Here is a 22,720-nt window from a genome sequence, read left to right on the forward strand (position 1 = left end):
GTGGCGCCGGAGACGGCGTCGATGCGCGCGCTCTGCGCGGTGACGGCCGCCTGGTTGAGCTTGGGTACGGCGTCGGAGGCGATCTTGCGGCTGTTGGCATCCGCCTCGGGTGCCCGCACCGCCGTGGCGGCGGTGATCCGGCCACCGCTCATGGTGAGTTGGACCTGCACCGGCCCGTACTGGGTCTCGGCGACGTCCCCGAGCACCGTCTGCCCGCCGGCGGTCTCGATCCCGCCGCCCGCGGAGGCCGAGACGCCGGGCGCGGTGGCGCCTCCCGGCTGCGAGGTACCGGCCACGGTGGTCCCGGGTTGCTTCAGCGCCAGGAGCAGCACCACGGCCGCGGTGGTGCCGGAGACCCCGAGCAGGATCCGGCGCAGCGGGTGTTTGCGGGTCATGGGGGTGCCTCACATCTCGAAGGACTCGTGGTGGATGTGGCGGGACGGCACTCCCGCCTCGCGCAGGGCGCGGTACGCCATCTCCGTCAGGCCCGGCGGCCCGCACAGGTACACGTCGTGCTGATCGATGTCCGGCAGCACCTCCTTGAGGCGCTGGGTGGTGATCTCGGGCCGGGACCCGTCGGGGCCGTTCACGGCGTACATCAGCCGCGCCTCCCGTACCTCCGCGATCTGCTGGAGCTCGCTCCACAGCGCCAGGTCCTCGTGGCTGCCGGCCCGGTAGAGCAGGGTGAGGTCCCCCGGGCCTCCGGGCAGGGTCTCGAAAAGGGCGCGCAGCGGGGTGATGCCGGCACCGCCGGCGATGAGCAGCACCTTGCTCCGACTGCGCCGGCCCGCGGTCATCGCCCCGTAGGGGCCCTCCGCCCAGACCCGCGTCCCGGGCTCCAGGTCGAAGAGGGCGGTGCTGTGCCCGCCGACCGCCTTGACGGTGATGCGCAGCAGATCCGGGCGGGGCGGCGCGGAGAGGGAGTACGGATTGGCGCTCCACCGCAGACCCTTGGCGAGGAACCGCCAGCGGAAGAAGTGGCCCGCCTCGGCGCCGATCCGGTGCAGCCGGCGGCCGCTGATCAGCACCGAGACCATGCCCGGCGCCTCCTCGACGACGGACTCGACCCGCATACGGTGCTTGACGTTCAGCCACACCGGCGCCAGGACCCGATAGCGCAGGAGAACCGCGCCGACCGCGCCGTACAGCACGTACCAGACGGTGCGGGCCGTGGGGTTCGCGACGAACTCCGCACCGGTCGCCAGCTGGTGCCAGAACGTCAGGTACACGGCCGCGTAGGTGGCCAGATGAAGGTAGTACCAGGTTTCGTAACGCACACGGCGGCGTACGGCGCCGGCGGATACGAAACCGATCACCAGCAACAGGCCGGTGCCTATGGCGGCCTCGGCCATCTCGGGGAGATCGACCACCACGGTGACCGTCTGCTCGACGACACCGGTGCGGGCCTGCACCGCGTACCCCCAGACGGTCAGGGCGACATGCGCGACGACGAGGCCGATCGCGTACCGGCCGCTCATCGCGTGCCAGCGGGTCGCCCGGTCGGACCCCACCCTCCGCTCCAGCGCCGGTACCCGTGCCATCTGCAGAACCACCAGGGCGATCATGTAGCCGCCGAGGAGGCCGGTGATCCGCCCCGCTCCTATCAGCCAGTCGGCCGTGGTCATCCGCACCACGGTCGTGCTGCTCCACCACAACCACAGCACCCCGGCCGCCCCCGCCCAGGCAGCGCCCACCAGGGCGGCTGCCGGAGAACGCCGGGGCCGGATCGCGCGCATGGTCTGGCGCCTGGCGGCCCGACCGCTCTGAATGATCGCCACGACTGCTCCTCGGTGGTCCGTATCTGCGGGTGGATACGGAGAGCGGCGGCCGGGAGTTCAATGGGCGGGTCCCCGGTACCAGGCGCCGGGGACGGGCGCGTCGGCGGCGCGGCCCGAGGAGCCCGCCCGGCAGCGACGTGCCGGTCCGCCGTCCCGCCCCGAGCCGGCGGTACGGAAGGCGAACAGCGTTGCCTCCACACCTGTTCGGCGTTAGTGTCCTCCGTGTGACTGCCGGGTCGGCCTTGCGCCATACACGAGTGAGCTCCCCGGCCTCGGCGTGAGCGCGAGGCGGGCCAGGGGCCCGCCGTTTCCGTGTCTTCCTCGGCGGCACCCGCGTACGGGTGCCCGCGCCCCACCGATTTCGGCTTCCGTCGAACCGAAATCGCGACGTCCCGACACTGCGAAGACCCGGAGCCACCTCACCGATGACCCATGACCAGCAGCACGCGCCCGCGCCCGGACTGCCGACGACCACCGTCCAGTTGAACCACACCGCCGTATTCGCCAAGGACCGGAGCCTGTCGGCCGAGTTCATCGCCACGATCCTCGGGCTGGAGGTCGGTCATCCCTTCGGGCCGTTCCTGCCCGTGGACCTCGGCAACGGTGTGACGCTCGACTACTACGAGATGCAGGACGAGCCGATCCAGTCGCAGCACTACGCGTTCCTGGTGCCCGACGCGCAGTTCGACACGATGATCGCCCGCCTGGACGCGCTCGGGGTCACCTACTACGCCGACCCCAGCCATGGCGAACCCGGCCGGATCAACCGCCTCTTCGGAGGCCGTGGCGCGTACTTCGACGACCCGGACGGACACAACATGGAGATCATGACCCGGCCCTACGTCCGTCCCTAGCTCCTCCCTCGGGGGCATCCGTACGCAAGGCCCCGGTCGTTCCCGCCGGCCGCGCTCGTCGAAGGCGAATGCCTTGGCGCGCGGCCGGTGGTCCGGCTCCACCGCCGCCCCGGTTCCGTACGTCCCGACCGGTGGACGTTCCGTCGTCCCCCTGCCGCGGCGTAAGCCCGGGGGCGTGACGGTGCCCGGGGTCAGAAGGGCATGCGGCCACGGGCCCGGCGCCCGGCGGAGCCGCTGCGGCCCACGGCGCGGGAACTGGAACGGAACGGCTTGCTGAGCAGGCGGCCCACGACGCCGGGGGCCTTGCCCCCGGCCCGCGCGCCCGCCCCGAGCGTGCGCTGCGTGCCACGCTCGGGGTGACGGGAGATACGGGGTACGAGGAAGGCCAGCACGGCCAGGACCACACACACGGCGATGACGACGGCGACTATCACGAGCGGACTCCCTTGTCTGACGAGGTGTGTCTGCGTGTGCCCCGCGGTGCCGTGCGCAAGCCCCCCTGCCGGCCGGGTTCCTCCCGCGCGGTTCCCCGGCCGCTCGGCGGTCTCGCCGAATCAGAGGAAACGCCGGATGGGGGCCACGGCCACCTCCCGCAGGCGCTGGGCGGTGGAGCGCCTCCTCCACCGTCCTGGCTCGATCCGCTCGCTCACGAGCAGGTCCTCGTCGAAGTGCCGGTCGAGTTCGGCGGTGAACCCTTCGTCGAGCACCGCGAGCATGACCTCCTCGTCGTGGTCGAGCGAGCGGCGGTTGAAGTTGGTGGAACCGGTCAGGGCCGCGACCTGGTCGACCGTGATGACCTTGGCGTGCATCATCGTCGGCTGGTACTGGAAGATGCGCACCCCGCACGCGAGCAGGTCCTCGTAGTGGTTCTGCCCGGCCAGCTGGCAGACCCGCTTGTCGGTGTGGGGGCCGGGCAGCAGGATCTCCACCTCCACCCCGCGCCGGGCGGCCGCGCACAGCAACCCGATGAAGTAGGGGTCGGGGGCGAAGTACGCGGTGGCCAGCCGGAACCGCTCCTGGGCGGACTCCAGCATGACCCGCAGGAGCGTCTGCATGTCCTGCCAGCCGATGCTGGCCGACCCTCGTACGACCTGTACGACGGCGTCACCCTGCGGGGTGTGGCCGGTGAACCGGTCGCGGTCGTCGAAGAGGGTGTCGTGGCACTCGGCCCAGTTCTGCGCGAAGGCGGCGGCCATGCCGTCCACCGCCGGACCCCGCACCCGCACATGGGTGTCGCGCCACTCGTTCTCGTTGCGCGCGTCGCCGCACCACTCCTCGGCGATGCCCACCCCGCCGGTGAAGGCGGTCCCCTCGTCCACCACCAGCACCTTGCGGTGACAACGGTGATTCTGCTTGAGCGGGGAGAGGTACAGCGGTTTACGGAACCACGCCACCTCCGCACCGGCGTCCTCCATCAGCTCCAGCAGGTCCTTCTCTATGAGCCGGCTGCCGAAGCCGTCCAGGAGCAGCCGCACCCGCACGCCGTTGCGGGCCCGGTCGGCCAGCGCCTCGGCGAAGCGGCGGGCTATCTCCCCGCGCCAGTACACGAAGGTCATCATGTCCACGGTGTGCTGGGCACCGCGGATGCTCTCCAGCATGGCCGCGAAGATCTCGTCGCCGTTGCGCAGCGGCAGCAGGGCGTTGCCCTCGGTGGCGGCGATGCCGATCAGCCGCTCCAGCCTGCGCCGCATCCGCTGTTTGCGCTCCACGAGGGTTCCGGGGGACCCGGGGGATCCCGGGAAGGTCTGCTCGGACAGGTCCGGCTCGTCGCTCGTACTGGTCATGACTCCACCTGGCCGGTCGGTAAAGGCCGCCCCGTGCGTCCGGCACCCGCCGGGGCGAGCCGACTGTACACACCCGGCCGGAGACGGCCGCGCCCGACGGACCGGACCCGGAACCCTGCCCGACGGGCGCTGGCCCCGGGAGCGGCCGAGCCGAACCGATACCGCACGGCGACGGGGCCGCGTCGTTCGTCCCGATGGCCGCGCCGCTCCGGGCCCGGCACCGTGGTGGTGGACGTACCCGGGGAAGTGCGTGTGCATGTGCATGAGGGGAAGGAGACGGGGACCTGCACGCGGAAGGGGACGTGGCCCGGGGGTCTGCTCCTGGCGAAGCGGCCGTGGTGGGCGGTGCCGGCGATGCTTGAGTGACGGGATGGAAATCCTCGTTCTGGGCGGTACAGCATGGTTGGGCCGGGAGGTGTCCCGGCAGGCGATCGAGCGCGGGCACCGGGTGACGTGTCTCGCCCGCGGTGAAAGCGGAGAGGTGGCGGACGGTGCGGTGCTGGTGCGCGCCGACCGGCGTGACCCTTCGGCGTACGAACCGCTGCTCGACCGCGACTGGGACGCGGTCGTCGAGGTCTCGTGGCAGCCGGGCTTCGTCCGTGACGCCCTGCGGGCGCTGGCCGCCAGGGCCAAGCACTGGGCCTGCATCTCCTCTGTCAGCGCCTACGCCTCCCATGCCGTGGCGGACGCCGACGAATCCGCGGCGCTCCTCGCCCCGACCGATCGCGCCGAGGTCGGCCGGGAGCTGTACGGCGAGGCGAAGGCCGCCTGCGAACAGGCGTCGGAGGAGGCCGTGGGCGAGCGGCTCCTCATCGCGCGGGCCGGCCTCATCGGGGGCCCCGGTGACCGCAGCGACCGCTCCGGTTACTGGGTGGCCCGGGCCGCCCGGGATCCGCTGGGGCCGATGCTGGTGCCGGACACGCCGTCCGTACCGACGCAGGTGGTCGATGTGCGGGACCTCGCTGCCTGGCTGCTCGACGCCGCGGAGGAGGGGGTCACCGGCACGTACAACGCGGTCGGCCCGACCGTTCCCTTCGGGGAGTGGATCGACCTGTCCCGCGCTCTGGGCGGCCACACCGGGCCGGTGGCCGGCGCCGGGGCCGCATGGCTGCTCGAGCGGGGCGTGGCCGAGTACATGGGTCCCGGATCGCTGCCGATGTGGGCGGTCCAGCCCGCGTTGGCGGGGTGGTCGGCCCGTGACGGCTCCGCGGCGGCGGCCGCGGGGCTGCGGCACCGAGACCGGGCGGAGCTGCTGGCCGACACGCTGGTCTGGGAACGCGAGCGGGGGCTGGACCGGTCGAGGCGCGCCGGGCTCGGGAAGGAGCGCGAGCGGGAGTTGCTCGCCGCTCTCGGGGAAGGCTGAGCGGCGAGGGGGCACCCCCCGAAGCACCGCGACGCGACTGAGGGGCCACCACGGGCGCGAGGCCCCTCAGTTGATGCCGTATGTTTATAGGAGTTTGCCTAAAGCTTTTAGGTAGCTGCATAATCGATTCTGTAGAACGGAGGAGCATGGCGCGCGCGGGACTCACCACGGGACGGCTGGTCCGGGCAGGTGCGGAACTGGCCGATGAGGTCGGCTTCGACCAGGTGACCGTCTCGGCGCTCGCCAGGCGGTTCGACGTCAAGGTCGCGAGTCTCTACTCGCATGTGAAGAGCTCCCACGACCTCAGGACCGGCATCGCCCTGCTCGCCCTGGAGGAGCTCGCCGACCGTGGCGCCACCGCCCTGGCCGGACGGGCCGGCAAGGACGCCCTCGCCGCCCTGGCCAACGTCTACCGGGACTACGCCCAGGAGCATCCCGGCCGCTACGCCGCGACCCGGCTGCGGCTCGACCCCGCCGCGGCCGCTGCCAGTGCCGGCGGCAGACACGCGCAGATGATGCGCGCGATCCTGCTCGGCTACGACCTGACGGAGCCGGACGGGACGCACGCGGTCCGGCTGCTGGGCAGCGTCTTCCACGGCTACGTCAGCCTGGAGCTCGCAGGAGGGTTCAGCCACAGTGCCCCCGACTCGCAGGAGAGCTGGACCAAAATCCTCGACGCCCTCGACACCCTGCTAAGGACCTGGCCCGCGCCTTGAGCAGGGCTCACAAGCCGCAGGTCGCACCGGTGCGAGCTGTCGGCGAAGCCGGGAACCCATCACTTCGTCCCACAGGTTGAGGCAATGCACAACAAGCACAGCAAGGACGGCAAGGACGGCAACGGCGTCATGGACAGCAAGGACCGCAAGGACAAGGGCGGCTGGATCACCACGCCCGTCACAGCGGACCTGCTGCGGGGCGCCCTCGACGTGGAGCGGACCGAGTACGGCGTGCTGCCGCACCGCCTGCCCGCCAGGGCCCGGGCGCAGTGCGCCGACGGACAGCTGGCCCTGGCCGAGGCCCAGCCCTCGGGAGTACGGCTGGTCTTCCGTACCCGCGCCACCGCCGTCGAACTGGACGCGCTGCCCACCAAGCGGATGTACGTGGGCGCCCCGCCCCGTCCGGACGGCGTGTACGAGCTGTTCGTCGACGGCCGGCCGGCCGCCCAGGGCGGTGTGAAGGGCGGCAACACCCTGACCATCGACATGACCACCGGCACGGCGGAGCACCAGCCCGGCCGGGGCGGAACGCTCCGCTTCACCGGCCTGTCCGACGGTGTCAAGGACATCGAGATCTGGCTGCCGCACAACGAGACCACCGAGCTCGCCGTCCTGCGTACCGACGCCCCCGTGGAGCCCGCGTCCGACCCGGGGCGCAGGGTGTGGCTGCATCACGGAAGCTCCATCAGCCACGGCTCCGACGCCGCTGGCCCCAGCACCACCTGGCCCGCGCTCGCGGCCTCCCTCGGCGGTGTGGAACTGATCAACCTGGGCCTGGGTGGCAGTGCCCTGCTCGACCCGTTCACCGCCCGCGTCCTTCGGGACACTCCCGCCGACCTGATCAGCATCAAGATCGGCATCAACCTGGTCAACACCGATCTGATGCGCCTGCGCGCCTTCGGGCCCGCGGTCCACGGCTTCCTCGACACCATCCGTGAAGGGCGCCCCACCACGCCGCTGCTGGTCGTCTCACCCATCCTGTGCCCCATCCACGAGGACACGCCCGGCCCCAGCGTCCCGGACTTCAGCACCCTCGGCAACGGGCCCCTCCGGTTCCAGGCCGCGGGCGACCCGGCGGAACGCGCGAGCGGGAAACTGACCCTGGGCGTCATCCGCGACGAGCTGGCGCGCATCGTGGAGCAGCGGACGGCCGACGACCCGAACCTCCACTACCTCGACGGCCGCGACCTCTACGGCGAGGAGGACGCCCTCGAACTGCCGCTGCCCGACCAGCTCCACCCCGACGCCGCCACGCACCGCCGCATGGGTGAACGCTTCGCCGAGCTCGTCTTCGCCTCGAAGGGCGTCTTCGCGCACCAGGAACCCTGACGGCCGCGCCGCCTTCCGGGCCCGTCGGCAGGGGCGAGTCACCGGGACCCCGTCGTGAGCGGGGCGAGGCGTCACCCGGCCCGGGGAAGGCGGGACCTCCCGACAGCACGGGCGGACCCCCGCGAACCGCGTTCCGCGGGCTTCGGCGACAAGGCCGTGAACGGAGGCATGGCGGCATTTCGCATCCAGTGGTGCTTTCCCGCCCCTACGATGGTGCCTCGGCCGTCGGCCACCTCGCACACCCCCGGGGGACAGCCATGCCGTCACCGCAGGACCCGGAGGCGGGACACCGGCCCGACTACCCGCCGAAGACACCTCCGCCCCCGAAGAAGCCCGTGGAGCCGCCTCGCCCGGAGACGAGGAACCCCGAGGGCGACGAGGCCGCCGAGGTGATGGCGCGGCCGCGGCCGCGCGTGAGGATCGCGAACCGCCGTGCCGCGAACTGGACATACGAGTCGGCCCTCTGGTCCGCGGCCAGGGCGGGCCGCAACGCCGCGGCGCAGCTGCGTGCATGGGGCTACCCGGTGGATGACGGCCACACGGCCGCCGAGCTGACCGTCCGGCTGGTGGTCGCGGCCGTCGGGGACGGAGGCAGCCGGATCAGCGTCCACCTCGCCGACCAGGACCACCGGGCCCTGGTCCTCGTCCTGTCCCACCGGCCCGGTCTCGCGCCCCTCGACCAGGGGCTCCTCCCGGAGATCGCGGCGCTGGGCGTGGTCTCGTGCGGCGCCGACACCGACCAGCAGGACGGCGGCCGCCGACGCTGGGCCCTCCTCGCCCTCTGACTCCGGCTGCCCCGGACAGCCCCGCCAGGTCGCCGGCGGTCTCCGGAGGATCTCGACGAGGGCGGCCCCGTACCCGTCGGCGCGGCTCGGCCGAGCGGGACTTCCCGGAAGCGGGCTCCCGGCGCGCGGAGGGGCGAGACCTGAGTGCGGACGCTCCAACGGCCCTCCGGTGGTGCCGTGTTGTACGAGACGGCTGTGCCGAGGATGCTGGCCTGAGGCGGGGCGCAAGACACATGGGTACGGGGGAGCGCATGGCCGCAGTGCGGGGGAGCAACGTGCTGGAAGCGTCGCAGGTACGGATCCGCACGGCCGCGGGCGAGGTGGTCGGCGCGGGGTTCCTGGTCGCCGCGGACGTGGTCTGCACCTGTGCCCATGTGGTGACAGGGGCGCTCGGGACGGCGGAGAGTGCGCAGGAGGCGCCGGAAGAGCCCCTGCACCTTGACTTCCCCCTCATGGAGGGGAGACCGAGCGCGCGAGCGGTCGTGGTGTCGTGGCAGCCGGGCGGGCACGATGTCGCGCTGCTGCGGCTGGAGGCCGCGGTGGAGGGCGCGCGGGCCGTGCCGCTGGTCGACGGGACCGGGGTCTGGGGCCACACGTTCCGTGCCCTGGGTTATCCGGTCGGTGCCGACCGCGGCGTATGGGCCTCGGGGACGCTTCGGGCGGGTCAGGGCGCGGGCTGGGTGCAGATGGAGGCCCATGAGCCGGGGCCGCCGATCTCGGGCGGGTTCAGCGGCTCCGCGGTCTGGGACGATGCCCAGGACGGCGTCGTCGGGATGACGGTCGCCGCGCACCTGGGTGAGCGCACCGCCTATCTGCTGCCGTCGGCCGAACTGGTCGACGAGGCGACGCTGCGACCGCGCTGCCCGTTCCAGGGGCTCGCGGCCTTCACGGAGGAGGAAGCGGAGTTCTTCCACGGCCGGGAGGCCGATACCGCGCGCGTGCATACGGCCGTACGCGCCCGGCCGGTGACGCTGGTCGCGGGACCGTCCGGTTGCGGGAAGTCCTCCCTGGTGCGCGCCGGGGTACTGCCTCGGCTGCGGGCCGGGGCGATGGACGTGTCCGAACTGCGGCCCGTACCGGGAGCACGGGCGTCCACGATCCTGGCGCGCGCCCTGACAGGGGTCCTGGAGCCGGGACTCGGCGAGATCGAACGGCTGTCCAGGGCGGAGGAGCTGGCAGCGCTGCTGGAGACCGGGGACGATGTTCCGGCCGAGCTCCGCGGCAGGATCCTCGCTCGATCGGCGAGCGGCGGACACGTGCTTTTCGTCGACCAGTTCGAGGAGTACGCGGGCGCCGACCCGGCCGGCGCCCGCGCCCTGTTCGGGATGCTGGCCGACCTGGCGGGCCGGCACGGCACTGCGGTGCTGCGGGTCGTCGCGACCGTACGGCCCGATTCCCTCGACACCCTGCTCACGCCCGCCACCTCCGACCTGGTCGGCGACGCCGTGGAGTTCCTCGCCCCCTTGGCCGCACCAGACCTGGAGCGGGCGGTGACCGCGCCCGTCGACGCCGTACCCGGGCTGTGGTTCGAGCCGGGGCTGCCGGAACGGATCGTCGCTGACGCGGGCAGTGAGCCGGGCCGCATGACCCTGGTCCAGTTCGCCCTGACCGAGCTGTGGGAGCGTCGCAGCCGGTCGATGCTCACGCACGCCGCGTACGACGAGCTGGGCGGGGTGGCCGGAGCCCTCGTCGGCTACGCGGACGAAACACTCGACGCCCTGACAAAGGCGGAGGCGGAGCGCGCCCGCCGGCTGTTCGTGCAGCTGGCCCGGCCCGACGGGGACGCCTTCCTCCGTCGCCCCACCCGTGTCGCCGATCTGGCTCCCGAACTGGTCGATCTGGTGCGGAAGCTGGCGCCGAGCAAGCTCATCGTCCTCTCCAGGGCGCCCGGCGACGCCGAGGAGATCGTCGACCTGGCCCACGAGGCGCTGACCCGGCTGTGGCCCGGCCTTCGACAGTGGCTGACCGACTCCCGGGACTTCCGTGCCTGGCAGGAGCAGTTGCGAGGCGACCTGCGCAGGTGGCGGACACAGCAGCGCGAGCCCGCCAGGCTGCTGAGTGGGACCGATCTCGCGGAGGCCGACCGCCGGCTGGTCGCGCACCCCGACGACATCTCCGCCGAAGAGCGCGCGTACATCCGGCTCAGCCTTGGGTACTCCCGGCGCAGGGCCCGTCTCAAGCAGGCCGCCGTGGGAGCTCTGGCCGTGCTCACGGTGGTGGCTCTCGTCCTGGCCGTATCCACCTGGCAGAGCCTGCGGCAGACCGAGCGACAACTGCGGGCCCAGGCGGCGGGGGTGCTGGCCCAGGCGGCTGAGGACACCCCAGGCAGCGAGCCCGCCACCGCCCTGCAACTGGCCCTGGCCGCCTGGAACACCCAGCGGACTCCGAAGACCCGCGACGCCCTGCTGCATCAGTACGCGCGGGGACAGTACCTGGTGGGCGCTCATCCGGCGGTGTGGAAGGGACAGATCAGAGGCATGGACGTCACACCCGACGGTCGTACGCTCCTGGTGGGGTCGAAGCCGGGGGGCGGCGACCGATGGACGTTCACCGTGGTCACGGGCGCTCTTGAAGGCAGGATCCGGACGGCGGAGCTCGGCGGGGTGCCCGCGGGTGAGTTCGTGAGCACCATCAGCCCCGACGGTCGTTTCGCCGCCCTGGCCACCCGGGACACGGTGAAGTTGTGGCGGCTGAGCGATCCGGGGGATCCCGTCGTCCTGCAGCGCGAGAAGCACCGGGTCCCCGACCGGTTCGGTGCCACCCTGGATTTCAGCGGCGACGGGAAGAGGCTGCTGCTGACCATGGACGACCACTCCGTGGAGTGCGCCAACGACGACCGGCGGTGCGTCCCGTCGTTCGCCGAAGCCTGGGAGGTGCCCTCCGGAGACCGGCTGCCCGTGCCGGACGGTCTGGTCGCCGGGGCCCGGGTGAACGAGGCGGCCTTCACCGCGGACCCGGACGCCGTGGTCCTGACCCGGTGGGACGAGGACGGACGGCACATCGAGATCAAGGACCTCACGACCGGACGACCGCTCTACAGCCTGGGCCGGCTCACCGGCATGTCCTCGGCGGGGGCGATCCTGCGAGCAGGAGGCGAGGCAGCCGTCACCGAGGACGGTGGCCGGTTGTACGTCCAGGCCCTCGGCCGCACACCGGGCGCCCGTATCCCCTTCCCCGCCGTGGGCGCGAGCGGGGACGCCACCGGCAACTACGACGTCGAGGGCACTGCGGCAGCCGGCGGGAACGACGAGGGCGGGTACGCCGAGTCGACCCTGACGGATGTGCGTACCGGCCAGGCTTACCGCACTCGCCTGCCCACCTCGGGCGCCGACCCCGCCGGCTACACGGATGTGGCGGCGGTACCGCGGAAGGACGGCGGACTCACCGTTATCGTCCCCGTCGGAACGACACTGATGGTGGTGAAGGCCGAGCGGTCGGGCAACGCGCGGTTCCTGGCCGATGACTCCCAGGGCCAGCGGTACGCCCTGGCGCCCGACGGGCGCTCCATCGCCAGGGTCACCGACAGAGCCCTCGAAGTCCTGGACGCCTCCCGCACGCTCCTGCGGTCCGTGCGGATCGCGAAACAGCACGACTACCACGACCGGATGATCACCTGGACCGCCGACTCCCGCAGGATCGTGGTGTGGGGGAGGAACGGCGGCCTCGACCGCTCGTACGCGGCGGGGGACCTCACCGACAGTGTGCCGATCCCGGACGCGGTACGGAAGGGCAGGAGGATCGACAGCGTCGCCGGACTGCACGGAAGCGAGGTCGTCGTGTTGACCGAGGACGGAAGGCTGACGCGTCTCGACGCGGCCGACGGCACCGTGCCGGCTCCGTCCTTCCTCGCCCACCCGGGCCCCAACTCCAACGGACCCATCGGCGACCTCTTCACCTTCGGCCGGCTGATGCCGCGTCCCGGTCACCCCGGTCAGGTGGCCGTCGTGACCAGGGCGGGAGTCGGGCGCGGCGAGATCCTGCTGTGGGACGTCCTCGCTCCGCGCCGCGGCCCGACCCTGAGGGGACCGGGCATCAGCACTCCCCTCGCGGACGATTCGCTCGGCAGCGCCATGGTCTTCGCGCCCGACGGCTCACGCCTGGCCGTGCACAACACCGACGGGAAAGTGCGGGTGTGGGACGTCGACCGCGGCAAGCCGTCGGCGGGGAATGTCTCCGGCTCGTCCCTGAACCAGCTGATCGGGTTCGGACCCGACGGCAGCCTCGTCCTTCACCGTGCGGACAAGGGGCAGCTCCAGATCCACCACCCGACGGACGGATCCTCCGTCACCCTGGTGGTGTCCGAGGGGATCACCGGGGAGATCACCGACGCGACGGCGAGGGTCACACGGGGACACCGGCTGCTCATCGACGACGGCACCCGGCGCCGCACCTTCGACCTCCTGCCCGAACCCCAGTTCCGCGCGCTGTGCGCCGCTGCCGGACGCGACTACACCAAGGAGGAGCGCCGGCTCCTCCCCGAGGGCACCCCGCCCGGACCGCCGTGCCCCTGACCGCGGTGCCCGAGCCGCGCGCCCTTCGGGCCGCGGCCGTGCGACGGCGTACGGCCGAGGCCCGCTGCTTCCGCATCCCGTCCCCACGACGGATGATCAATCCATGGTGCTCTCCTCCTCTCTTCGTCCCTGGTTGGTCCCGAACGTCCTCCTGCTCGTCGGACTGGCCGTCTGGGGCGTACTCCGCTACCCGCACCTGCCGGACCGCATACCGCAGCACATCGGCTTCGACGGCGTGGACGCCTGGACCGACCGGTCCGTCGGCAGCGCCTTCGTGCTGGTGTTCCTCCATGCGGGGGTGACGGTGCTGTTGACCGCCTGTGCGGAGGCCGTGCTGCGGACGACCCCGCGCGACGAACCGGCGTCCGGGGACGCGGCACCGTTCGCCGGCCGCGCGCTGTCCCCTTTCACGCCCGACCGCCCCAGGAACCGCGCCTCTGCCCGCCGTGCGGCCCGAGCCCTGCTGGTGCTCGACGCGTGCATCGGTCTGTCCCTTCTCGTCGGCTGCGCGGTCCTGTGGCGCTCCGCCCCTGAGCCCCACGTGCCCGGATGGCTGTTCGCCGCGATGGCGCTGCCGCCTCTCGTGGGCACCGCGCTGACCGTGGCGGCCGCGGTGAGGGATCGGAAAGGGTGAGTCCCCGCCCCCGGAGGCCGACCGGTAGGCCGGCGGACACCGGCCTGGGCGTGGTCCGCCCCGCGACCGTCCAGGAGCGTGCTGCCCTCCGCTGTCCCGCGGAGGCGGCCTCCTACCGGTCGGGGCTGGAAGAAGCCTTGGGAAAACCTTGGATCGACCTGCGGACGGCAGGTGTCCCGTGGCTACGATGACCGCGGAGGAGGGGGCGGCATGGTGGCGGAATTCGGATTGCTCGGCACGATCGAGGCACACGTGGACGGCCGTCCGGCGGACGTGGGGCACCTCCGTCAGCGGGCCGTGCTGGCCGCCCTGCTCGTCGACACCAACCGGCCGGTACCGGTCGACGAGCTCGTCGACCGGGTGTGGGGGGACCGGGCACCACAACGGGCCAGAGGGACGCTGTACGGCTATCTGTCCCGGCTGCGCCAGGCGCTGGCGTCCGCCGCCGAGGTGCGGATCGTACGGCAGCCGGGGGGCTATCTCCTGGAGGCGGACCCGCTCTCCGTCGACCTCCACCGCTTCCGTGATCTGGCCGCGCGGGCCCGGACGGCGGACGACGGGCAGGCCGCCGAGCTGACGCGGCGGGCCCTGCGGCTCTGGCGGGGCACCCCGTTCGCCACCGTGGACACACCCTGGTTCTCGGATCTGCGCCACACCCTGGAACGGGAACGCTTATCCGTCGAACTGGACGACACGGACCTTCGCCTGCGCCGCGGGCTGCACGGCGAACTGCTGCCCGCGCTCACCGCCCGCACCGGCGAACACCCGCTGGACGAGCGTCTCGCCGGCCAGCTCATCCTCGCCCTGTACCGCAGCGGCCGCCCCGCCGACGCGTTGACCCACTACCAGGCCGTGCGACGGCGGTTGGCGGAGGAACTGGGAGTCGACCCCGGAGCACCGCTGCAGCGACTGCACCAACGCGTACTCACCGGCGATCCCGCACTGGCCCTCACGCCCCCGCGCACCGGGGACGGCTCCCCGATCCCGCGCCAGCTCCCCTCCTCGCCGTACTGGTTCACCGGCCGGGACCAGCAGCTCGCGGAGCTCGACAAGGCCCTGGCCCCGGCGGACCGGCCGGGCGGCCCGGTGGTGATCTCCGCGATCGGCGGCAGCGGGGGAGTCGGCAAGACGCGGCTGGCCCTGCAGTGGGCCTACCAGAACCTCGACCGTTTCCCCGACGGCCAGTTGTACGTGGACCTGCGAGGCTTCGACCCCTCGGGGCAGCCCGTCGCGCCCGCCGTGGCACTGCGCGGGTTCCTCGACGCCCTGGGAGTGGAATCCGGATCGGTACCGCTGGACGTACAGGCGCAGACGGGGCTGTACCGGAGCCTGGTGCAGGGGCGCCGGATGCTGATCGTGCTGGACAACGCCGCCGACGCCGGGCAGGCGGCCGCGCTGCTCCCGGGGAGCGCCGGCTGCACGGTGCTGGTCACCAGCCGTCGGCGGCTCGCCGGGCTGGCCAGCGCTCACGGGGCCCGGCTCCTGACACTGGACGTGCTGACCGCCCCCGAGGCGGCGGAACTGCTGACCCGCCACCTGGGCCAGGAGCGGGCGGCGGCCGAGCCCGAAGCCGTGGCCGCGCTGCTGGAGCACTGTGCGGGACTGCCGCTGGCGATCAGCGTGGTGGGTGCCCGCGCGGCCGCCCACCCCGACTTCCCGCTGGCCGTGCTGGCCGAGGAACTCAGGGACGAGTCGACACGGCTGGACGCCCTCGACGCGGGCGATCTGACGGCCAGCGTGCGCGCGGCCTTCACGGTCTCGTACCGCGCGCTGACCGCCGGTGCGGCGGAAGTGCTCCGGCTCGTGGGAATCGCACCCGGCCCGGAGATCGGTCAGGCCGCCGTCGCCTGCCTCGTCGCCCGGCCGATCGCCGCCGTACGGGCGGCGCTGCGGGAACTGGAGAACGCGCACCTCGTCCAGCAGCCCGCGCCCGGCCGTTACCGACTGCACGACCTGGCCCGCCTCCACGCGGTCGAACAGGCACGGCGGGAACCGGCCGACGGCAACGACCAGGCGCTCACCAGGCTGGTGGACTTCTACCTGCACACCGCCCTCGCGGGCGCGCGACAGCTGGACCCCCACCAGGACCCCGTCGGCGTGACGACCGTCCCGCCCGGTGTGACACCCCAGGACCTCGCGGACCACGGCGAGGCCCTGGCCTGGTTCACCACCGAACACCCCGCCCTGCTCGGCGCCCTCGACCTGGCCGCCAGGACACGCCGGGACGCCCAGGTCTGCCGGCTGGCCCGGGCCCTTGAGACGTTCTTCGACTACCGGGGCCACTGGCACGACTGGGCCACGAGCCAGCACCTCGCGCTCGACGCGGCACAACGGCTGGGCGAAGGTGCCTGGGAGGCGGCCGCACACCGCGGCCTCGGCAACGTCCATACCCAGACCGGTCGGCTCGACGACGGCCGACGCCACTTCCACCGTGCCCTGGAGCTCTATGAGCGCCTCGGCGACCGGGTCAGCCAGGCCCACACCCACCGGGGGCTGGGCTGGGTGTGCCACCAGCAGGAGCGCCAGCGGGAGGCCCTCGGCCACGCCGAGCAGGCTCTGGAGCTGTACCGGCAGGCCGGCCACCGCGCCGGACAGGCCAAGGCCCTCAACAACGTCGGCTGGCTGCACAGCACGCTCGGCGATCACCGAGCGGCGCTCCACCACTGCACCGAGGCGGTGGCCCTGAACCGGGAGGCCGGTGACCCGCACGGTGAGGCCGGGGCATGGGACAGCCTCGGCTACGCGCACCACCACCTGGGCGAGTTCACCCAAGCCCTCGACTGCTACCGGCGTGCGCTGGAACTGGATCGCAGTGTCGGTGACCGCTACGGCGAGACGGAGATCCTCGGCCACCTCGGCGACACCCATCTCGCCGTCGGGGACGACGAGGCGGCCCGGCTCGCCTGGCGCCACGCCCTGGAGATCGCGGACGAGACCGGCCACCCCGCGAGCACCGAACTGCGCGACAGGCTCAGCCGTCTCCCCGAGAGCGGCCCGCGGACCGTGTCCGGTACGAAGACCCCGCCCGCCGCCCTCGAACCCTGAGCCGCCACCGGTGAACCGCCCGTCCGGCCTCCGCCGGCGCGTCCCACACTTCGGCGGAGGCCGAAGGGTCCGGCTCCTACGCTCCCCACCATGAACACCGCACCTCTCAGTGCCCTGCCCGTCGAGGCAGAGGACGCCCACATCGCGATCGAGCCGAGCATCCTGTACTTCGGGACTCCCGTGGTCCTCCTCACGACGGAGAACGAGAACGGCTCGTTCAACCTCGCTCCCATGTCCTCCGCCTGGGCGCTCGGCAGCACTGTCGTGCTCGGCCTGGGCCGGGAGGGGCAGTCCGCCCAGAACCTCTGTGACCGTCCCGACCTGGTCGTCAATCTGCCCGCTCCCGCGCTGTGGCCCGCGGTGGAGCGACTCGCGCCGCTGACCGGCCGGAACCCGGTGCCTCCGGGCAAGCCGGAGGACTGCCGCTTCGAGTCCGACAAATTCACCGCGGCCGGCCTGCGCGCCGCGCCCTCCCGCACGGTCCGGCCGCCCCGGGTCGCCGAGTGCCCTCTCCAGTTCGAGGCCCGCGCCGAGCGGGTGCGACCTGACGTCTCGGGGGAGTGCGTCATCGTCGAGGCCGTCGTGCTGAAGGTCCACGCCGACCCCGCGATCGTCGTCCCCGGCACCGACCATGTCGACCCCGCCGCCTGGAGCCCCCTCGTGTACAACTTCCGCCACTACTTCGGTCTCGGTCCGGAGCTCGGACACTCCTACCGCACCCGGACCCCGCGCACCCCTGCGACCGCGATCTGACGCCGACTCGCCGGCCGGCCGGGCGGGTGATGCCCGGCCCTGCTTTTGGCCCCGGACGGGCCGGGTGGCCCCCGGCCCGTCCCGCCGACGACCCGACGCGGACGACGTCCTCACCATCGGGGACGTCCCGCACGCCCTGCTGTTCCCCCGGCTGGCCGCAGTGGTCCACCACGCGGGGGCGGGCACCTCGGCGGCCGCGCTGCGCGCCGGAGTGCCGGCGGTCACCGTGCCGGTGACCGCCGACCAGCCGTTCTGGTCCGGGCGACTGGCGTCGATCGGCGCCGCCACCGATCCGATTCCCTTCCGCCGCCTCAGCGCCGAACGGCTCGCCGACGCACTCGACCGTGTCGTGAAGCAGCAGACGTACGCCCGCGCCGCCACCACGGCCGGACAGCACATGGCGGCCGAGGACGGAGCGGGCGCGGCCGTCGAAGCCGTCCGGCGGATGGCCGGGGGACGGCACCGTTCCGACGCGCGGAGCCGGGCCCGCGCGACGGGCGTTCCCGCCGGCCCTCCCGGAGCGGGCCGCCCCGTGGGCGGCGTGTGAGCCCGGCGGGCCGCCGCCGGCTCGGGCCGCCGTCGGGACAGTGGTGCGCGGCGACCCGGCGGGCGGAACACCGGAAGTCGGCCGACGGGCACCCGTCCCTCGGAGCTGCGGGGGCCCGAAAGCCCATCGCGCGCCGGGCGCGTCGCTGCCGTACCCGCCGTCGGCCGGGGCCGGGGCCGGCTCCGGGCGGATGGGTGATCGTGACCGGCTGTCGCACGCTTCCACGCGGAACGCCTCCCCCAGGCCTTTCGGACCGGGGGAGGCGTTCCGCGTGGACGAGTGGAGCACCGCGGGGGACGGCGGCTCAGAACTCGTCGGCTCCGTTGCGCAGTTCGTACGTCCAGTAGCCGGTCTTCGCGACCGCGTCGTCGACCGCGATGCCGCCCTTGGGCGCGGCGACGGACTCGCCGCCCTCGGCGGGGCCGTCGGCGGCGAAGAGGTTCACGTAGAAGGAGGTGACGACGTGGGTCTCCTCGTCGACGCCGCCCTCGTTGATCCGCACGGCGGCGTAGGCCGGGGTGCCGGCGTTCAGGACGATCGGACCGGCCGGCTTGCTCTTGGCGACGGGCGGAACGTCCTTGGCCGTCTGCGGGACGTCGCCGAACGCGATCAGGGGGTACTGGAGCAGCGTGCAGGCCGAGCCCGACACGTTCGTCGCGGTCAGCGTGAGGTGCGTGGTGGGGACGCCCTCCTGCTTGGCCGCGGAGATGTTCACGTCGTCGACGGTGCAGGTACGTGCGGCGCTGCCGCCGGCCTTCTTCTTGGCTCCGGTCTGCGTGGCGGGGGCGACGGGGTCGGCGCCCGCGTCGCCGGAACCGGTGCTGTCCGCCTGGCCCGGCGCGGTGGCGGGCTTCTTCGCGACGGTGGCCTTGGGGGACGGGGCGGTCCGGGCAGCCCCTTCGGCCTTCGCATCGCCACCGCCGCAGGCCGTGAGCGTCAGGCTGAGGGTGGCGACAGCGGTCGCGACGAGCGCGGCAGGGCGACGGATGGTGGTACGCATGTGGTGCTCCCCGTTTGAAGTGTCGATGCCATGTGCGGCATCTGGTTCGCTTCACAGCTTCGTCCGCCGCCCTGACGTTCCGCTGACGTGCCGCTGACGTCTCGCTGTCACCGCCGAGCGGTGCGTGGTACGGGGACGTCAGGGGGGTGCGAACGGACGGCCCCTTCCGCGCGGCGTCCGTGGCAAAGGGGAGCGAGAGATGCGATCTCATGCTGAATCCCGGTGAAACGGCCAGAGCGGTCGAGTTCGGACGGGCGACACCCTCCCGAAGGGCGCACGGACAGGATTGCGGCACACTTTCTGTTATCTCGCCCCCGGCCGAACGGTCTCCCCTGTGTCAGATGGGACAGACGGGGCCGACAAGGAGCGTGGACAGGCGTGGGCGCGAGCAGGGAACACAACAGCGCGGTGGTCGAGGCGGCACGACGCGGCGACCAGCGGGCGCAGGACGAGCTGGTCGCCGCGTATCTGCCGCTCGTCTACAACATCGTGGGGCGGGCACTGAACAGGCACGCCGATGTCGACGACGTGGTGCAGGAGACCATGATCCGCGCGCTCGGCGGTCTCGCATCACTGGACGACCCGGAACGCTTCCGGTCCTGGCTGGTGGCCATCACGATGAACCAGATACGCGGCCACTGGCAGACCCACCGGGCCGGACCGGCCGGTTCCGGCCTGGAGGACGCGTACGACGTGGCCGACCCGGGCGCGGACTTCGTGGATCTGACGATCGTGCGGCTCGGGCTGGAGGGCCAGCGCCGGGAAGTGGCCGAGGCCACCCGCTGGCTGGACGCCGACGACCGCGCGCTGCTGTCCCTGTGGTGGCTTGAGGCGGCGGGCGAGCTCGGCCGGGCCGAGGTGGCCGCGGCGCTGGAACTGTCCCCGCAGCACGCGGCGGTCCGCGTGCAACGGATGAAGGCGCAGTTGGAGACGGCCCGGGTGGTGGTGCGGGCGCTGTCCGCGGTGCCCCGCTGCGTGCTGCTGGACGAGGTGATCGCGGCCTGGGACGGGGCCCCGTCGGCGCTGTGGCGCAAGCGGGTCGCGCGCCACGCGCGTGACTGCACGGTCTGCTCCGGTTTCGGGGCGGGACTCGTACCCGCCGAGGGGCTGTTGGTGGGCTTCGGCCTGGTGCCGATGGCCGGGGTGCTGGCGGGGCTGGCCGCGCTCGGGACCGCGGGTGCGCCCGGCAGCGGGACGGCGGCCCTGGACGCGGTCGGCCACGCCGTGCCGGGCGGCGGCCGCGACCCGGCGGACCCGGCGGACCCGGCGGACCCGGCGGTCCCGGCCGGAGCGTCCGGTGACGGCACCGCGGTCATCGGCCAGGTCGCCGAGGGCCGGCTGCTCGGTCGCCGGCGGCGCCGAATACGGCAGCGGCGCCGTGCGATCACCGTGGCCGCGGCGGCCGCGCTGCTGATCGGGGGAGGAACGGTCGTCGGGATCTCCTTGCTGTCGCCGGACGAGAAGGCGGAATCCGTGACGTCGGCGTCCGCCACCGAATCGGCCCCCGCCGTGCCGTCGACCGGCTCCGTCCAGCCCTCGCCCACCGCTTCGGCATCGCCGTCCCCCTCGCCCACCAAGTCCGCCTCTCCCAGCCCCAGCGCGTCGCCCACGAAGTCCTCCGCGGCGCCGACCACCGCCGCGCCGCGTCCGACGCCGTCGAAGCAGAAGCCGAGCAGACCCCGCACCACGCCGGCGGCCCCGGTGAACCCCGCGGGCAGCACGGCCGAGAAGGTCCTGGCGATCACCAACGCCGAGCGGGCCGAGGCGGGGTGTCCCGCCGTGACCCTCGACTCCCGTCTCACCCGGGCCGCACAGCTCCACAGCGAGGACATGTCCGGCAATGGCTACTTCTCCCACACCAGCCAGGACGGGCGCAGCTTCGCCGACCGGGCCCGCGCACAGGGCTTCGAAAGTCCCGGTGCCGAGAACATCGCCCGTGGGCAGAGCTCCTCCGCCCAGGTGATGGACTCCTGGATGAACTCGCAGGGCCACCGCGAGAACATCCTCAACTGCTCCCTGACCAAGATGGGCCTCGGTGTGGTGACGAAGGACTGGACCTGGACCCAGGTGTTCGGCTTCTGAGGCTCTGGGCCTTCCCGGCGACGCTTGGGTGCCGGGCGGTCGGCGGGCGGACGCCGGACCCACCGCGCCGCCGCACGCGCGGTCATGCCGGCGGGCCCCACCCAAGCGGCGGGCCCCGCCGGTGTCGAAATCCCCGGCCCCGCCCCGGACGCCGGGATCCGCGTCGCGGCCGCCCGCACAGGGCGGCCCCGGCGGCAGCGCGGACCTCCTGGTCGGCGCCGCCGCACCTCCCCGGCGGCACTCGGCGGTCCCGCCGGGTGGTGATCGCCGCTCCCGGCCGGGTGACAGGAGCGGGGCACGGGCACGGAGTGTTCCTGAGCCGGACGGAAAAGTCCTGGTCAGGGCTGATGCAGGGTGTGATCATGACCCTATGCTCTTCCGTGCTGCCACCGCAGACCCCACCGACCTCGACCGCGCCATCGCCTATCCGGCCGACGGCCCCGTCCCCGCCCTGACCGCCGAAAGGATCCGGGAGGAGCTCGCGGACAATCAGTTCCGTCCCGAGTGGATCTGGTTCGCCGAGGACGAGGACGGGGAGATCCTGGCCCGCGCCCTGTGGTGGGGCCGCGCCGACAGCACCCGGCCCATCGCGCTGGACTGCCTCCAGGTCCGCTCCGCCGTGGCCGACCCGGCCGCCGTGGCCGCCGGGTTGCTCGCCGCCGGCCATGAGGCATTCGGGGCCCTTCCCGGCTACAACATCTCGCTGCCCCGCGACTGGCGGAGCACGCCGGAGTTGGCCGAGGCGGTGTCCTGGCGCCGGGAGGCGGCTCGGATGGCTGGTCTGAGCAGCGAGATCGAGCGCCTGCGCTACGAGTGGACACCGGCTGCGGGGATCCCCGGGGCCGAGGGGAGACTGGTCTTCCGGGAGGCGACGGACGAGGAGTTCCTCGACGCCTTCGTCCGGCTGTCCTCCGGGAGCCTGGATCTGCATACGCGCAACGAGCTCCGCTCGATGGACGCCGAGCAACTGGCCCATGAGGACATCGAGTTCTACCTCGACTGCCCCGGCGAACGCTCCTGGTGGCGCCTCGCCCACCTGCCGGACGGCACGCTGGCAGGCATGGCCATCCCCTCCGCGACCCCCTACCACCGGAACGTCGGCTACCTCGGCATCGTCCCGGAGCAGCGCGGACAGGGCCTGATCGACGAAGTCCTCGCGGAGATCACCCGGTTCCACGCGGCTGAGGGGGCCGACCGCGTGACGGCCACGACGGACACCGTCAACATCCCCATGGCGGCCGCCTTCGACCGCGCGGGTTACGAGGTGACGGAGATCCGTCTCGTCCTGGAGAGCCCTCCGCGCTGAGCCGGCGAGCCGTCGCCCGTACGGTCGGGGGAGGGGCGCCGCGAGGAGATCCGCGTCCCCTCCCGGCCCCGCCTTCGACAGCGGCGCCGAGCCGAGGCCCCCGTCGGCGCGCGGAGCGGTGTCCGCTCCGGGGGCGTCGGCCGGGGCCGGGATGGGGAGACCCGTGCCGCGTAGGCCATCCGGGTAGCCGCTTCCCGTGTGAGCGTTCCGTGGCGTTCGGCGCGGTTGTTCCC

At 73.0% G+C, this 22,720-nt stretch carries 16 protein-coding genes and 1 pseudogene; 12 read left to right on the forward strand and 5 right to left on the reverse strand.

What is annotated here, in order from left to right; all coding sequences use genetic code 11:
• Nucleotides 1–395: FMN-binding protein (locus PUR26_RS02565; RefSeq protein ID WP_443076944.1), on the reverse strand; the 395-nt coding region annotated here is incomplete at its 3' end.
• A 9-nt stretch (nt 396–404) separates the two neighbouring features.
• Nucleotides 405–1,736, reverse strand: coding sequence for a ferredoxin reductase family protein (locus tag PUR26_RS02570; RefSeq protein WP_329868782.1), 1,332 nt, complete (start codon nt 1,734–1,736; stop codon nt 405–407).
• 467 nt (nt 1,737–2,203) lie between these two features.
• Here PUR26_RS02570 and PUR26_RS02575 point away from each other — a divergent pair, with 467 nt between their 5' ends.
• Nucleotides 2,204–2,632: a VOC family protein gene (locus PUR26_RS02575; RefSeq protein ID WP_329868695.1), complete on the forward strand. Its 429-nt coding sequence runs from the start codon at nt 2,204–2,206 to the stop codon at nt 2,630–2,632.
• A gap of 191 nt (nt 2,633–2,823) precedes the next feature.
• On the opposite strand, the gene PUR26_RS02580 is transcribed toward PUR26_RS02575, so the two are convergent.
• Both PUR26_RS02580 and PUR26_RS02585 read right to left on the reverse strand, forming a co-directional pair.
• A complete protein-coding gene (locus PUR26_RS02580; protein WP_329868697.1) occupies nt 2,824–3,066 on the reverse strand; it encodes a DUF6411 family protein in 243 nt (80 codons plus the stop codon).
• 120 nt (nt 3,067–3,186) lie between these two features.
• A complete protein-coding gene (locus PUR26_RS02585; RefSeq protein ID WP_329868699.1) occupies nt 3,187–4,416 on the reverse strand; it encodes a phospholipase D-like domain-containing protein in 1,230 nt (409 codons plus the stop codon).
• A gap of 370 nt (nt 4,417–4,786) precedes the next feature.
• Between PUR26_RS02585 and PUR26_RS02590 the strand changes: the two genes are divergently transcribed.
• From PUR26_RS02590 to PUR26_RS02630, 9 genes and pseudogenes are all read left to right on the forward strand, one after another.
• Nucleotides 4,787–5,779 (forward strand): NAD-dependent epimerase/dehydratase family protein, encoded by a 993-nt coding sequence (locus PUR26_RS02590; protein WP_329868701.1) that lies wholly within the window; start codon nt 4,787–4,789, stop codon nt 5,777–5,779.
• A gap of 146 nt (nt 5,780–5,925) precedes the next feature.
• Nucleotides 5,926–6,495, forward strand: a complete 570-nt coding sequence (locus PUR26_RS02595; RefSeq protein WP_329868702.1) for a TetR/AcrR family transcriptional regulator — start codon at nt 5,926–5,928, stop codon at nt 6,493–6,495.
• 129 nt (nt 6,496–6,624) lie between these two features.
• Nucleotides 6,625–7,824: a GDSL-type esterase/lipase family protein gene (locus PUR26_RS02600; protein ID WP_329868784.1), complete on the forward strand. Its 1,200-nt coding sequence runs from the start codon at nt 6,625–6,627 to the stop codon at nt 7,822–7,824.
• 257 nt (nt 7,825–8,081) lie between these two features.
• On the forward strand, nt 8,082–8,609 hold the full coding sequence (locus tag PUR26_RS02605) for a hypothetical protein (protein ID WP_329868704.1): 528 nt from the start codon (nt 8,082–8,084) through the stop codon (nt 8,607–8,609).
• A 251-nt stretch (nt 8,610–8,860) separates the two neighbouring features.
• Nucleotides 8,861–13,120 carry an nSTAND1 domain-containing NTPase gene (locus tag PUR26_RS02610; protein WP_329868706.1) on the forward strand — a complete coding sequence of 1,420 codons (4,260 nt, stop codon included), beginning with the start codon at nt 8,861–8,863 and terminating at the stop codon, nt 13,118–13,120.
• A 103-nt stretch (nt 13,121–13,223) separates the two neighbouring features.
• The gene (locus PUR26_RS02615) at nt 13,224–13,754 is read left to right on the forward strand and encodes a DUF1648 domain-containing protein (protein ID WP_329868708.1); all 531 of its coding nucleotides are present in this window, start codon (nt 13,224–13,226) and stop codon (nt 13,752–13,754) included.
• 210 nt (nt 13,755–13,964) lie between these two features.
• Nucleotides 13,965–16,799, forward strand: a complete 2,835-nt coding sequence (locus PUR26_RS02620) for an AfsR/SARP family transcriptional regulator (protein ID WP_329868709.1) — start codon at nt 13,965–13,967, stop codon at nt 16,797–16,799.
• Nucleotides 16,800–16,889: 90 nt separating this feature from the next.
• The gene (locus PUR26_RS02625; RefSeq protein ID WP_329868711.1) at nt 16,890–17,552 is read left to right on the forward strand and encodes a flavin reductase family protein; all 663 of its coding nucleotides are present in this window, start codon (nt 16,890–16,892) and stop codon (nt 17,550–17,552) included.
• A 97-nt stretch (nt 17,553–17,649) separates the two neighbouring features.
• A pseudogene (locus tag PUR26_RS02630) lies at nt 17,650–18,099 on the forward strand (glycosyltransferase); the annotation flags it as partial.
• 304 nt (nt 18,100–18,403) lie between these two features.
• Here PUR26_RS02630 and PUR26_RS02635 read toward each other — a convergent pair.
• A complete protein-coding gene (locus tag PUR26_RS02635) occupies nt 18,404–19,099 on the reverse strand; it encodes a DUF4232 domain-containing protein (protein ID WP_329868713.1) in 696 nt (231 codons plus the stop codon).
• Between the two features lie 378 nt (nt 19,100–19,477).
• On the opposite strand from PUR26_RS02635, the gene PUR26_RS02640 reads away from it, so the two are divergent.
• Nucleotides 19,478–21,181, forward strand: coding sequence for a sigma-70 family RNA polymerase sigma factor (locus tag PUR26_RS02640; RefSeq protein ID WP_329868715.1), 1,704 nt, complete (start codon nt 19,478–19,480; stop codon nt 21,179–21,181).
• 370 nt (nt 21,182–21,551) lie between these two features.
• Nucleotides 21,552–22,487, forward strand: coding sequence for a GNAT family N-acetyltransferase (locus tag PUR26_RS02645; RefSeq protein ID WP_329868717.1), 936 nt, complete (start codon nt 21,552–21,554; stop codon nt 22,485–22,487).
• The last annotated feature ends 233 nt before the right edge of the window (nt 22,488–22,720 follow it).

The sequence above is a fragment of the Streptomyces sp. SP18CS02 genome (assembly GCF_036322365.1).
Classification (GTDB): domain Bacteria; phylum Actinomycetota; class Actinomycetes; order Streptomycetales; family Streptomycetaceae; genus Streptomyces.

Excerpts from the sequence above, each read along its gene's own strand:
- PUR26_RS02590 (WP_329868701.1), top strand. The coding sequence starts at position 4,787 with ATGGAAATCCTCGTTCTGGGCGGTACAGCATGGTTGGGCCGGGAGGTG.
- PUR26_RS02595 (WP_329868702.1), top strand. The coding sequence starts at position 5,926 with ATGGCGCGCGCGGGACTCACCACGGGACGGCTGGTCCGGGCAGGTGCG.
- PUR26_RS02625 (WP_329868711.1), top strand. The coding sequence starts at position 16,890 with ATGAACACCGCACCTCTCAGTGCCCTGCCCGTCGAGGCAGAGGACGCC.
- PUR26_RS02645 (WP_329868717.1), top strand. The coding sequence starts at position 21,552 with ATGCTCTTCCGTGCTGCCACCGCAGACCCCACCGACCTCGACCGCGCC.
- PUR26_RS02585 (WP_329868699.1), bottom strand. The coding sequence starts at position 4,416 with ATGACCAGTACGAGCGACGAGCCGGACCTGTCCGAGCAGACCTTCCCG.
- PUR26_RS02600 (WP_329868784.1), top strand. The coding sequence starts at position 6,625 with ATGGACAGCAAGGACCGCAAGGACAAGGGCGGCTGGATCACCACGCCC.
- PUR26_RS02620 (WP_329868709.1), top strand. The coding sequence starts at position 13,965 with ATGGTGGCGGAATTCGGATTGCTCGGCACGATCGAGGCACACGTGGAC.
- PUR26_RS02610 (WP_329868706.1), top strand. The coding sequence starts at position 8,861 with ATGGCCGCAGTGCGGGGGAGCAACGTGCTGGAAGCGTCGCAGGTACGG.
- PUR26_RS02615 (WP_329868708.1), top strand. The coding sequence starts at position 13,224 with ATGGTGCTCTCCTCCTCTCTTCGTCCCTGGTTGGTCCCGAACGTCCTC.
- PUR26_RS02575 (WP_329868695.1), top strand. The coding sequence starts at position 2,204 with ATGACCCATGACCAGCAGCACGCGCCCGCGCCCGGACTGCCGACGACC.
- PUR26_RS02570 (WP_329868782.1), bottom strand. The coding sequence starts at position 1,736 with ATGCGCGCGATCCGGCCCCGGCGTTCTCCGGCAGCCGCCCTGGTGGGC.
- PUR26_RS02605 (WP_329868704.1), top strand. The coding sequence starts at position 8,082 with ATGCCGTCACCGCAGGACCCGGAGGCGGGACACCGGCCCGACTACCCG.
- PUR26_RS02635 (WP_329868713.1), bottom strand. The coding sequence starts at position 19,099 with ATGCGTACCACCATCCGTCGCCCTGCCGCGCTCGTCGCGACCGCTGTC.